Raw genomic sequence first — 12,517 nt, 5'->3', positions numbered from 1 at the left:
TAGCCACCGCCGACGGCCGGGCTTCCTCACATCGTCTGCCGGAGGCCCCCGTCGATGACCACATCCGACCCCGTCAGGTTTCCCAGCAGCGGGCTCGCGAGCATGACGGTGAGCGCCGCGACCTCCTCCGGTGTCGTGAACCGTCCGGTCACCATCGACTCCTCGGCGCCGCGCTTCACCTGCGCCGGGTCACCGCCGCTGGCCGCCGCGACCGTCTGTGCGACCCCGCCGGCTCCCAGCCACAGATCCGTCGCGACGGGCCCGGGGCTGATCGAGTTGACCCGGATGCCGCGGTGCCCGACCTCCTTCGAGAGCGACTTCGTGAAGCTCAGGAGGGCGGCCTTCGCCGCGCTGTAGTCCATCACCAGTGGGTCGGCGAGGATCGCGTTCTCGGAGGCGATGTTCACGACGCATCCGCCGTCGGGGATGCGATCGAACAGCGCGCGGGTGGTCCGGACCGCGGCCAGGGCGTTCAGCTGGTACGTGTTCGACCACTGCTCGTCGGTGATGCTGGGGAATCCGCCGGGCCGCGGCGGAGCCGAACCGACGTTGTTCACCAGGATGTCGACCGGTCCGGAAAGCCGCGCCGCCACGGCGATGATGTCGTCGTCGCTGCTCAGGTCGGCCTCGAGGAGCTCGAATCCGCCCTCCTGCTGCAGCGCCGCCGTCTCGGGGGTGCTCCTTCGGGCGATGCCGGTCACTGTCGCCCCCTCCCGGATGAGGGCGCGGGCGATGGCCAGCCCGATCCCCCGGCTCGCTCCGGTGACGACTGCGCGCTTGCTGCTGAGTTCGAGATCCACGGCGCGAGACTAGGGGAGGCCGGTGGCCCGCGGCTAGGGCCGCCCCCACTTGACGTCACCAGCCGTGGGTGTTGAACCACTCCCGCGCCCGGAGCGCGTCGGCATCGGTCTCGGTCGCATCCGTCGTGTCGTGCTCGGCCAGCCGGCCGATCGCGTCGAGGTCGATGAAGCGCAGGCAGCGCTCGCACAGCGCGCGACCGTCCGGGAAGCCGTCGGGAAGCGTCTGGGCCGGCGTCCCCGGCTCCCCCGAGCCGGGACAGCGCGGCGGATCGGCGGACGTGTCGTTCCACATCGCCCCGTTATGACGGTGCAGCCCCGGGTGGCCCAGCGGCCGCGTGCAGCGGCGGCCCGCGTTGCGGCTGGGGCAGAAACGCGCGGGGGCGGGCGCAGGTGCGGCCTCCATGCCTACCGCGGCAGCGACAGCGGCGGGGCCTCGACGCCCTCCGTGAGCGCCGCCGCGGGGTCGTCGCCGACGGCGAGGATGCGGTTGCGCTCGTCCACGTGCACAACAGTGGGCGTGAACGTGCGCGCCTCCGCATCGTCGAGCTGCGCGTACGAGATCACGATGATCGTGTCTCCCACCTGCGCCAGGTGCGCCGCCGCGCCGTTGACACCGATCACGCCGCTGCCGCGCTCGCCCGCGATCAGGTAGGTCTCCAGGCGTGAGCCGTTGGTCACATCCACGACGGCCACCTGCTCCCCGGGCAGGAGATCCGCGGCCTCCATCAGCTCGAGGTCGACGGTCAGCGAGCCGACATAGTGGAGGTCGGCGTGCGTCACCGTGGCGCGGTGGATCTTCGACTTGAACATCGTTCGGAGCACGAACTCATCCAACCATCGCGGCGCCGCCGATGTTCCCCTGCTCTCGGCTCCCATCCCTTCGCAGATTCGGCACGAATGTCGACTTCGCGGGCGGCGAAGTCGACATTCGGCACGAATCGCGGGGGGTGGAGCGGAAGCGCGGCGCCTCAGGCCTCGCGGGTCTTCGGCGAGCGCGTGTGCGTGTGCGACGGGTCGCGCTCGATGGCGCCGCCCAGGACCTCGTCGATGCGGCCGAGCAGCTCGGCGGGGATCGTGACGCCGGAAGCCTTCACGTTCTCGACCACCTGCTCCGGACGGGAGGCTCCGATGATCGCCGTGGCGACGTTGTCGTTCTGCAGCACCCACGCGACGGCCAGCTGCGCCGGGGTCAGGCTGAGTTCCTGCGCGATCGGCGTGAGCTCCTGGACGCGCGTGAGCACGTCATCCGTCAGCCAACGCTTGACGGCACCCGCGCCGCCTTTCTCGTCGGTGGCGCGGCTGCCCTCGGGCAGGGGCGCACCCGGACGGTACTTGCCGCTGAGCACGCCCTGGGCGACCGGCGACCACACGATCTGCGAGATGCCGAGCTCCTTCGAGGTCGGCACGACCTGCTCCTCGATGACCCGCCACAGCGCCGAGTACTCCGGCTGGTTCGAGATGAGCTGGATGTGGAGCTCCTTCGCGAGCGCCGCACCGGCACGAAGCTGCTCGGCGGTCCACTCGCTGACACCGATGTACAGGGCCTTGCCCTGGCGCACGACGTCGGCGAACGCCTGCATGGTCTCTTCGAGCGGCGTCTCGTAGTCGAAGCGGTGCGCCTGGTACAGGTCGACGTAATCCGTCTGCAGACGCGACAGCGACCCGTCGATCGACTCGAGGATGTGCTTGCGCGACAGCCCGACGTCGTTGTGGCCCTTGGGTCCGGTCGGTCCGAACACCTTGGTGAAGATCTCCAGCGACTGCCGGCGCTCGCCCTTCAGCGCCTCGCCGAGCACCGTCTCCGCGGCCGTGTTGGCGTAGACGTCTGCCGTGTCGAAGGTGGTGATTCCGGCATCGAGCGCCGCGCGGACGCAGGCGGCGGCCGTGTCGTTCTCGACCTGCGAGCCGTGCGTCAGCCAATTGCCGTACGTGATCTCGGAGATCTTGAAGCCGGAGTTGCCGAGGTATCTGAACTGCACTGTCGTTCCCTTTCACACCGCTGGACGAGGTTCGTCAGGGGAATCGTAGGCACGATCGATTCAGCAACTCCAACAGCGGTTCGTTCTCGGATTCAGTCCCGCGATCGATGAAACGGACCGAGGACGCACGCAAGGGAGGCGCGGACCCGCTGGGCCCGCGCCTCCCCTGTCCCTTCGGCTACTTGGTGACCGTGACCGTCATCGTCTTGCTGCTGGTGGTGCCCGCAGCATTGGTGAAGTCGACCCGGTACACGTAGGTGCCCGTGGCCTTCCCCTGGACCGCGAGCGTCGCCGACTGCGCACCCGGCGTCTGCGCCACCAGGCTCCCCTGGCCGACGGCCACACCGTTCTCGTAGAACGTGTAGGAGGTCGCGTTGGTACCCCACCACATGTTCGCCGTGACGGTGTAGCTGCCGCCGCCGCCGCGGTTGTCGTTGCTCAGCACCGGCGTTCCGGGCGCGGCCTGCGTCACCGTGACGGTGGTGCTGGTGGTCGCCGTCGTCCCCGTGCTGTTCACGAGTTCGCCGGTGTAGACGTAGGTGCCGTCGGACTTGCCGTGCACCGGGATGGATACCTGCTGCGCACCGACGCCGCCGAAGGTGACCTGCTTGGTCGCGACCAGGGCGCCGTTCTCGTACAGCCGGTAGATGGACCCTTCCTCGCCCCACCACAGGTTCATGACGACGTTGTAGTCACCGTCCTTGAGGCCCGTGTCCCAGCCGTTGTCGTTCGACAGCACGGCCTTGCCCGGCTTGCTGGTGGACCCGTCCGGGACGGTCACCGGCGCACTCAGCTCCGACTTCGCACTCTCGCCGGCCGCGTTGACCGCCGCCACTGCGAACCGCGCAGTGTCGCCGGGCCACACGCCCGTGATCGTCGCACTCGTCGCATCCGCGGCGACCGTGGCGACCGGATCGGTCACACCCTCCCGGTAGACGCGGTAGCCGGTGATCGGCGTGCCGCCGTCGTCCGACGGAGCGCTCCAGGTCACCGTGACGGCCGACGCATCCGCCGTTGCCGCCACTGCGGAGGGGGCCGCGGACGCTGTCACCTGGTGCAGGGTCCAGAAGTGGTCAGCGGTTTGCGCATCCGTCGCCGAGGTGTTCGTCGTCGCGGAGGAGCCCGCCACGACCGTCCCGGTGCGTCCGCTGCCGGAGGAGTCGACCAGCGTCGTTCCCCCCGCCTCGTCGAACGCGTAGTGGACGACGTCGCCGCTGCCGGCCTGACCGGACGCCAGAGCGGCGACCTCGGCCGCGCTCAACGCCCGGCTGTAGATGTTCAGGTCGTCCACGGCCGCGTTCAGCGCCGGGTCGCCGCTGTACTGCGACTTGCCGATGTAGTTGCGCGTGCTCTGACCGAAGGCCGACGGGTGCACCGTCATGGACGCGTTGGTGGCGACCACCTGGCCGTTGACGTACAGGGTGCCCGTCGTTCCCGCGACGGTGACCGTGACAAGCGACCACTGGTTGAGCGGGAGGGTTTTGCTCGCGCTGTTCAGCCGTTGCTCACCCCCGCCGCCGCTGGTCGTGATGGCGTACCGCAGCTCGGTTCCGTCGTTGAGGGTCAGGAACATGCTGGCGTTGCTGCTCGAACCGATGTCGAACAGGCGCTGCCAGGTGGAGTTGCTCGCCGGGTTCACCCATGCCGAGACGGTGTAGTCCCCGGTCAGGCCACTGACGGCACCGGTCGGGAGGGTGGCGTACGCCGTGCTGTTGCAGAACGAGAGCGCCGACCCGATCTTGCCGGGCTGCCGGGGACCCGTGGCGGTGCACCCGGAGGTCACCGATCCGTCGGTCCACTGGACGACGCCCGCACCAGCCGCCTTGCTCATGCCGGCGACGGACAGGACGAGTCCGGTGCCGTAGTTCGCGAACCGGTAGTCGCCCTTCCCGTCCGGGACGACCTGCCAGAGCTGTTCGTCCGTCCCGCCGTCACCCCAGATCACCGCGGGTGCGCCGGTGGCGGTGGATGCGCCCTGGATGCCGAGCGCGAGTCCCGACGCCGGGTTCACCACCTTGTACAGGCCGGAACCCGCGGAGACGAGCTTCCACGTCTGGGTCGCGCTTCCGCCGGCAGCGGCCGTGTTCTGCACCGCCGCGGTACCGGACGCGGTGCCCGAGGACTGCGTGTCGAGAGCGAGCCCGCTGTTGACGTTCGAGATCGTGTACGTGCCCGAGAGGTCCACGGAGTCGCCGGCCGGGGTCACCACGATGTGGTAGCCGTACGCCGGGTTCATCACCACGGGAACCGTGATGGAGCCGTCATCGCCGACCTGGTAGTTCGTGGTCGAGATCGTCGTCGGTCCGGTCACGGCCGTTGTCCTGCCGTAGGACGGAGTGAACTCCACCTTGACGTTGACCTTGCTTCCCAGCTGGAGCTTGTCGAGGCCCGCGACGCGGATACCGGCTGCACCCGAGGTGCCTCCTGTGATCACGTCCACTTCCTTCTTGTCGGAGCTGACGGAGGCTGCCGCGTCGAAGTTGTTGTTGCCGGGCGGTGTCGTGGTCACCATGTCGCCGTTCATGCCGGCGTACCAGGTGTACAGCCAGTAGGCGCCGTTCGGCTTGCCTCCCTGACCGGTGAGGAGGTCGCCCAGCGCACCGGACTGGTTCCAGAATGCGAGCTCGGCGTTTCGGATGCCGAGCCGTTCGAACTTGGAGATGTAGCCCACGAGCGACCCGGGAATGCCCACCTCGGCCGGAGCCGCGTACTCCTCGATGTCGATCGGGCGGCGCTGGATGCCGAGCGCATCCTCCATCGCCTCCACCCTGGCCACATCACCGGCGATCTTCGACGACGAGATGAGCTCATGCCAGGCCATTACGTCGGGCACGGTGTCCGTCGCGACCGCGTTCTGCAGGAAGTTCTGCATGTCTCCGATGTTGTCGGAGAAGCTGGGCCCCTGGATCGGCGTGGTCGCGTCGAGGCTGCGGATCAGCCGGTAGGTGTGGGTCCAGAAGTCCTCGAAGGTGCCATTGGAGGCGAGCCAGGTGTTGTCCGACTCGTTCCACGGCGCGTACGCGGCGAGGTTCGTCATCCCGGATGCTTTCACCTGCTGGATCTGGGTCGTCACGACCTGGTCCCAGCTGCTCCAGGAGAACTGGTAGGGCCAGCCCGCGTAGTAGTCGGAGAGCCGGTCGACCACCTTCGCGCCGGCGGCGTTCGCCTTCTGCCAGGTCTGGCCGATGTCGCCGGAGCCCTGCTGGTGTCCGCCGATGGGCATCATCACGAATGTGTTCGGCTTGATGGCCTGCACGAGGGCGTCGGACGGCGTCGTCGCGTTCGCGAGGCCGTAGAGGGAGCCGGTCGCCACATGGCTCACGGGACGGAACGGCTGATCCGCCTGCACGACGAGCGTGTTCGCTGCGGTGGGGGCGGCATCCGCCGGAACCGCTGCGAGTGCGCCGCCGCCCACCACGAGCGCTGCGCCGGTCGCGGCGGCGACGACGGTGCGGAACGCCCCTCGACGGGGCGTGGGCGGATGGGATCCGCGGTCGGGGATCCGTATTGCGCGCCGGATCGAACGTGTTTCAGACATCGTTGTTCTCCATCGTTCTCGATCGGAAGGGCAGAATTCGGCGAGCGTCATCCCTGCCGCTCGAACCGCACCGGGATCGGCGGAACGCCCTGATGGATGCTCCGTCGCGTCGCGGCGCCGTCCGCCGTCTGCCTGAGTGCATCGTCTGTCGAACCGGTTCGACAGACGATGTGTGCAAGCTAGTCCCCCCGAACGTTTTTCGTCAAGGATTCCTGGCGAACCGATTCGACGCGCGCGCCGCGCTGGCGCGCTGAGGCGGCATGACAGAATCGACCCGTCGAGGAGGTACGACATGGCGGCCACGATCGGCGACGTCGCCCGGGCAGCCGGCGTCTCGCGCAGCACGGTCTCGTACGCGCTCTCCGGCAAGCGCGCGATCTCGGAGGAGACGCGGACGCGCATCCAGGCCGCCATCGAGCAGCTCGGCTTCACGCCGAACGCCGGCGCCCGCGCCCTCGCCACCGCGCAGACGAACGTCCTCGGCCTCTACCTACAGTTCCAGGAGGACGAGTTCGCGCCGGCGATGCTGCAGTACGTGCTGCCCGTGTCGACGACCGCCCGCGAGCACGGCTACGACCTGCTCATGGTCACGGACACCGACCTCGTCAGCGCCGTGCGGCGCACCACCTCCTCCGCGATGGTGGACGGCGTCGTCCTGCTCGACGTCACCTACGACGATGTGCGGCTCGACCCGCTGCGCGAGACGACCCAGCCGGCCGTGCTGATCGGCTACGCCCGCAACGGCGAGGGATTCGACTCCTACGACCTCGACTTCGGCGAGGCCGCGCGGCTGATCGTGGACCACCTGGCGGAACTCGGGCATCGCGACGCCCTGCTCATCACTCCGCCCCGCCACGTCTACGACCGCGGCGGTTCGTACGCCTGGCGGTTCCGCGACGCCGCGCTCGAGCGGGCCGCCCGCTACGGGATGCGGCTGGTGTCCCACTACGGCGAGTCGCGTCAGCCGCGGATCACAGAGTCGCTCGATGCCGCCTTCGAGACGTCGCCGGATGCGACCGCACTGGTGGTCCACAACGACGCCACCATCGCGGCGCTTCCCGCCTATCTGGACAAGCGGGGCGTCCGGGCGCCGGAGGACCTGTCGGTCGTTGGCGTCTTCTCGCAGGAGTTCGGGCAGGCGTTCTCGCTCCCGTACACCGCTGCGGAGACCTTGCCCGACCGGCTCGGCGAGGAGGCCGTGCGCCGCCTGATCCGCCGTATCTCCGACCCGGACGAGGCCGGCGCCCCACGCGCCCGCTTCATCGAGCCGACGCTGGTCGACCGCGGAAGCACGCGCCCGGTCCCCTGACCCGCCCCGCGCGGGCTGGCCACTTCGCCCGCTCGGCCACTTCGCCCGCTCGGCCACTTCGCCCGCCCGGCCGCTTCGCCCGCTCGGCCGCCTCGCCTGCCGCGCCGGGCACCCGGCCACCTCCGCCTCGCACCTCCACCTCGCGCTGCCCGCCGCGCCCCGCGCAGAGAAGGAAATTCGCACAGACAACCGCCGGATCTCCTTCAGTACTGCCAATAGAAGGAGATCCGACACCGGGTCTCCTTCGTTGCGCGGCGGACCGCAACCCCGTCTTTCGTGAGGTGCTCGCAGTTGCTGCCGACACGCCGTGGGCGAGCGCAACTACGAGCACCTCCAGCGGAGGTGAGAGCGGATCGGGCACCCCTCCACCTGCATCTGCTGACGCACTTGCGCCCGCTGCGGCTTTTGCACCCGCTGCGGCGCCGCACGTGCTGCCACATGCTGCTTACGCGCGGCTGCCCGCTGCGGCATTTGCACGTGCTGGCGGATGCTGCCTGCGCCCGGCTGCCCGCTGCCGGCGCGGCCCGCCGCGCCCCGCGCACCGGAGGAGATTCGAACCGCCAACAGTCGAATCTCCTTCAGCACTGCCAATCGACGGAGATTCGACGCCCGATCTCCTTCAGTACGCAAGCGCGCGCAAAAGTATCGAACCGCTTCGACTTGTGAACCCCTCCCAGAGTCGCTACAGTGATCGAACCGGTTCGACGATGAATGCTCCGAGGAGGCGCGCTGTGGCGATCACGATCACCGATGTGGCCCGCCACGCGGGAGTCTCCCCGAGCACCGTCTCCTACGCCCTCTCGGGCAAGCGCTCGATCTCCCCCGAGACCCGGGCCCGCATCGACGAGGCCGTCGCGGCCCTTGGCTTCACGGCGAACGCCGGCGCCCGGGCCCTCGCCACTTCGCAGACGATGGTCATCGGCCTGCTGACCCAGTTCCACCAGGACGAGTTCGCCCCCGCGATGCTCCAGTACGTGCTCCCGGTGTCGGACACCGCGCGCGAGCTGGGGTACGACATCCTGCTGGTCACCGAGACCGACGCGACCGCGGCCCTGCGCCGCGTGACCAGTGCCGGGATGGTCGACGGCGTCGTGCTGCTGGATGTCGTGCACGAGGATCCGCGCCTCGCGACCATGAGGGCGGCCGCCCAGCCCGGAGCCCTCGTCGGGCTGCCCAAGCAGACCGAAGGACTCGACGTCTTCGACCTCGACTTCGGCGAGTCCGCGCGCATCCTCGTCGACCACCTCTACGGCCTCGGCCACCGCGAGATCATCGTCGTCTCGCCGCCCAAGCACGTCTTCGAGCGCGGCGGCGCCTACGGCTGGCGGTTCCGGGATGCGGCGCTGGAGCGCGCGGCCCGGTACGGCATCCAGATCCACCCCTACTACGGCGAGGCGCAGCAGCCGGCCATCGGCCAGAGCATGAACGCGATCCTGGATGCGCGCCCCACCGCGACCGCGCTGATCGTGCACAACGACGCCACCATCGCGGCGCTGCCCTCCGTGCTGGCCACCCGCGGGATGCGGGTGCCCGAGGATCTCTCGGTGGCCAGCCTCTACTCCAAAGACTTCGGCCGAGCGTTCTCCCTGCCCTACACGGCGGTGGAGAGCTCGCCCGATCAGCTGGGCCAGAACGCGGTCCGGCAACTGGTGCGCCGGATCACGTCGCCGGAGCTCGCGGGAGCCCCGGTCACCCGGTTCATCGCACCGGAACTCACGATCCGCGGGAGCACCCGATGAACCCGAACACACACGCAGCGACCCATACCCAGCCCGGCGCTCCCCGGACGACACGACAGCAACGCACGATTCAAGGAGGAATACTGTGATCGCACACAAGCACGCGCGCCTCATCGGCGCCGCGATTCTCGCGACGGCCGTCATCGGCGGCGTCTCGGCATGTTCGGGCTCCGGCTCGAACTCGACCAGCAGCGCGGGCGGGACGTACGCGTTCTGGGACCCGTACCCCCAGTTCGACGCCTCCGCCGACTGGACCAAGCTCGTCGAGCAGTGTGGCACCGAGGCCGGCGTCACGGTCAAGCGCACCGGCTACGACACGAGCGACCTGACCAACAAGGCACTCCTGGCCGGCCAGCAGGGCAGCTCGCCGGACCTTCTGCTTGTCGACAACCCGGTCGTCTCGACCCTGGCCGAGGCGGGCATCCTGACCAGCACGTCGGAGAACAAGCTGGACACCTCCGACATCCAGAAGAACATCCTGGCGGCCGGTCAGCTCGACGGGAAGACCTACGGGGTCCCGATCGGCGCGAACACGCTGGCGCTCTATTACAACAAGGCCGTGCTCAGCGCCGCAGGCGTCGACGTGGCGAGCATCACCGACTGGGACAGCCTCACCGCGGCCCTCGCCAAGGTCACCGCCGCCGGTAAGAAGGGCATCACGTTCTCGGCGATCGGTACCGAGGAGGGCAGCTTCCAGTTCCTCCCCTGGTTCTGGGGCTCCGGGGCCGACCTGAAGCACCTCGACTCGGCCAAGGCCGTGCAGGCGCTCACGCTCTGGACGGACTGGGTGAAGAAGGGCTACGCCCCCAACTCGGTGATCAACAACACCCAGACCACGTCGTGGCAGGAGTTCGCAACCGGCGACTACGCGTTCGGTGAGAACGGCACCTGGCAGCTCGGGAACGTGAAGAAGGCCGGTATCGACTACGGCATCCTCACCATCCCCGCTGCCGACGGTTCCGCGGCGCCTGCGCCGACGGGCGGCGAGTTCATGACCCTCCCGGTCCAGAAGGACACCGCACGCTACGCGACCTCGAAGAAGATCGCGGACTGCCTCACCAGCACCAAGAGCTTCGTGAAGACGGACACGACCCTCTCCTACATCGCCCCCACCGAGGCGGCGCAGAAGGAGCAGGTCGCCGCGAACCCTGAGCTGAAGCCGTGGGTGGATGCTGTGGCCGCGGCGAAGGGCCGCACGAGCGACAACCTGGGCACCAAGTACCCGAAGATCTCGCAGCAGCTCTGGGGCGCGGTCCAGAATGCCCTCAGCGGTTCGCAGACGCCGGAAGCGGCGCTGAAGACCGCCCAGAGCGCGGCTGAGGCCGCGACGAAGTAACTTACCTGCACCTCCTTCGAAAGCACGGATCCATGACCACGACACAAGCAGCACCTCGCGGTGCTGTGCGGGGCGCGGACGGGGTGGCCCACACGGCCGCCCCGTCCAGGGCCCCGAAGCGCCGGTCGGGACAGTGGGCAGCCTGGGCATTCCTCGCCCCGGTGGTCCTCTACCTGATCGTCTTCTACGCCTTCCCGCTCTATCGCAACATCGAGCTCAGCGTCCGCGACTACACGGTGCGCTCCTTCGTGCAGGGGGATGCGCCCTTCGTCGGGCTGGACAACTACGTGAAGGTCTTCCAGAGCCCGACCTTCGCGCCGGCCATCCTGCACACGGGACTCTTCACCGTGATCTCGATCGCGTTCCAGTTCACGATCGGCATGGCACTCGCGGTCTTCTTCCACCAGAACTTCCGGCTCTCGGCCACGCTCCGCGCGCTGTTCCTCGTTCCGTGGCTGCTGCCGCTGATCGTGTCGGCGTCGACCTGGTCGTGGATGCTGAACAGCGACTCCGGCGTCGTGAACGCCCTGCTGGAGGCGGTCGGGCTCCCCGGGATCAACTGGCTGACCTCGCCTGACTGGGCGCTCACCAGTGTCATCATCGCGAACATCTGGATCGGGATCCCGTTCAACCTGGTGATCCTGTATTCAGGGCTTCAGAACATCCCGACCGAGCTCTACGAGGCCGCGTCCCTCGACGGCGCGAACGGCTGGCAGAAGTTCTGGCGGGTCACCTTCCCGCTGCTGCGGCCGGTCTCCGCCATTACGCTGCTCCTCGGCCTGATCTACACCCTGAAGGTCTTCGACATCATCTGGATCATGACCAGGGGCGGCCCCGGAACCTCGTCGACGACCCTGGCGACGTGGTCCTACCAGCTCGGGTTCGCCTCCACACTGCCCGACTTCAGCCCGGCAGCCGCCGTCGGCAACGTGCTGATCGTCATCGCCCTCGTCTTCGGCGTCATCTACATCCGCACCCAGCGAAAGCAGGATCTCGCATGAACGGCCGGCGGCCCTGGTGGAAGACCGTCGTGGGCATCCTGCTCACGGCGCTGATGCTCTTCCCGGTCTACTGGATGATCAACGTCTCGCTGACGCCGACGAACGAGATGCGCAAGAGCCCGCCGAACCTCTTCCCGGTGCACGCCACCTTCGAGGGGTACCAGGCGGTCCTCAGCCAGCAACTGCCCTATCTCGGCACGAGCCTCCTGATCGGGCTCGGCACGGTCGTCCTCACGGTGGCGCTCGCGGCTCCGGCGGCGTACTCGCTGGCCAAGCTGCGCCCGCGAGGTCGTGGAGCGCTCGGATTCGTGCTCCTGATCGCGCAGATGATCCCCGGCATCATCATGGCGATGGGCTTCTACGCCATCTACCTGAACCTGGGCATCCTCAACACGATCTGGGGACTGATCATCGCCGACTCGACGCTCGCCGTCCCGTTCGGTGTGCTGATCTTCACGGCCTTCATGACGGGCATCCCCGACGAACTGATGAGCGCGGCGAAGATCGACGGCGCGGGCACGTGGCGCACCTTCCGCTCGATCGTCCTGCCGGTGAGCCGCAACTCCATCGTCACGGTGTCGCTGTTCGCCTTCCTCTGGGCCTGGTCGGACTTCATCTTCTCGTCGACCTTGAACAGCGGCGGCACCCTGCAGACGATCACGCTCGGGATCTACAAGTACATCGGCAACAACAACCAGGAGTGGAACGCGATCATGGCGACCGCCGTCGTCGCGTCCATCCCGGCGGCTGTGCTGCTCGTGATCGCCCAGAAGTACGTCGCGGCGGGCGTCACGGCCGGAGCGGTGAAGGACTGA

General features: G+C 68.5%; 10 protein-coding genes. 5 read left to right on the top strand and 5 right to left on the bottom strand.

The features are described 5' to 3' along the window. Positions 1-26: 26 nt before the first annotated feature. From AB4Z18_RS14675 to AB4Z18_RS14655, 5 genes are all read right to left on the bottom strand, one after another. Positions 27-800 (bottom strand): SDR family NAD(P)-dependent oxidoreductase, encoded by a 774-nt coding sequence (locus AB4Z18_RS14675; protein ID WP_441783472.1) that lies wholly within the window; start codon positions 798-800, stop codon positions 27-29. A gap of 55 nt (positions 801-855) precedes the next feature. Next, a complete protein-coding gene (locus AB4Z18_RS14670) occupies positions 856-1,092 on the bottom strand; it encodes a hypothetical protein (protein ID WP_441783471.1) in 237 nt (78 codons plus the stop codon). A 113-nt stretch (positions 1,093-1,205) separates the two neighbouring features. Next, complete coding sequence (panD, locus tag AB4Z18_RS14665) at positions 1,206-1,622, bottom strand: aspartate 1-decarboxylase (RefSeq protein ID WP_441783470.1); 417 nt, start codon at positions 1,620-1,622, stop codon at positions 1,206-1,208. A gap of 146 nt (positions 1,623-1,768) precedes the next feature. After that, positions 1,769-2,779, bottom strand: a complete 1,011-nt coding sequence (locus tag AB4Z18_RS14660) for an aldo/keto reductase family protein (protein WP_441783469.1) — start codon at positions 2,777-2,779, stop codon at positions 1,769-1,771. A 178-nt stretch (positions 2,780-2,957) separates the two neighbouring features. Further along, positions 2,958-6,317, bottom strand: coding sequence for an RICIN domain-containing protein (locus AB4Z18_RS14655; protein ID WP_441783468.1), 3,360 nt, complete (start codon positions 6,315-6,317; stop codon positions 2,958-2,960). A 292-nt stretch (positions 6,318-6,609) separates the two neighbouring features. Between AB4Z18_RS14655 and AB4Z18_RS14650 the strand changes: the two genes are divergently transcribed. The 5 genes from AB4Z18_RS14650 (at position 6,610) to AB4Z18_RS14630 (ending at position 12,517) form a co-directional block, all read left to right on the top strand. Further along, positions 6,610-7,626 (top strand): LacI family DNA-binding transcriptional regulator, encoded by a 1,017-nt coding sequence (locus tag AB4Z18_RS14650; RefSeq protein ID WP_441783467.1) that lies wholly within the window; start codon positions 6,610-6,612, stop codon positions 7,624-7,626. Between the two features lie 731 nt (positions 7,627-8,357). After that, positions 8,358-9,365 carry a LacI family DNA-binding transcriptional regulator gene (locus tag AB4Z18_RS14645; protein ID WP_441783466.1) on the top strand — a complete coding sequence of 336 codons (1,008 nt, stop codon included), beginning with the start codon at positions 8,358-8,360 and terminating at the stop codon, positions 9,363-9,365. 85 nt (positions 9,366-9,450) lie between these two features. Beyond that, a complete protein-coding gene (locus AB4Z18_RS14640) occupies positions 9,451-10,701 on the top strand; it encodes a sugar ABC transporter substrate-binding protein (RefSeq protein WP_441783465.1) in 1,251 nt (416 codons plus the stop codon). Positions 10,702-10,733: 32 nt separating this feature from the next. Then, the gene (locus tag AB4Z18_RS14635; RefSeq protein WP_441783464.1) at positions 10,734-11,702 is read left to right on the top strand and encodes a carbohydrate ABC transporter permease; all 969 of its coding nucleotides are present in this window, start codon (positions 10,734-10,736) and stop codon (positions 11,700-11,702) included. Further along, positions 11,699-12,517 carry a carbohydrate ABC transporter permease gene (locus AB4Z18_RS14630; RefSeq protein ID WP_441783463.1) on the top strand — a complete coding sequence of 273 codons (819 nt, stop codon included), beginning with the start codon at positions 11,699-11,701 and terminating at the stop codon, positions 12,515-12,517. The genes AB4Z18_RS14635 and AB4Z18_RS14630 overlap by 4 nt, the downstream gene beginning before the upstream one ends.

This window comes from Leifsonia sp. 2TAF2, assembly GCF_052115085.1.
Lineage (GTDB): Bacteria > Actinomycetota > Actinomycetes > Actinomycetales > Microbacteriaceae > Leifsonia.
The sequence above is the reverse complement of the archived record's forward strand: the minus strand, read 5'-3'. Positions and strand labels throughout refer to the sequence as shown.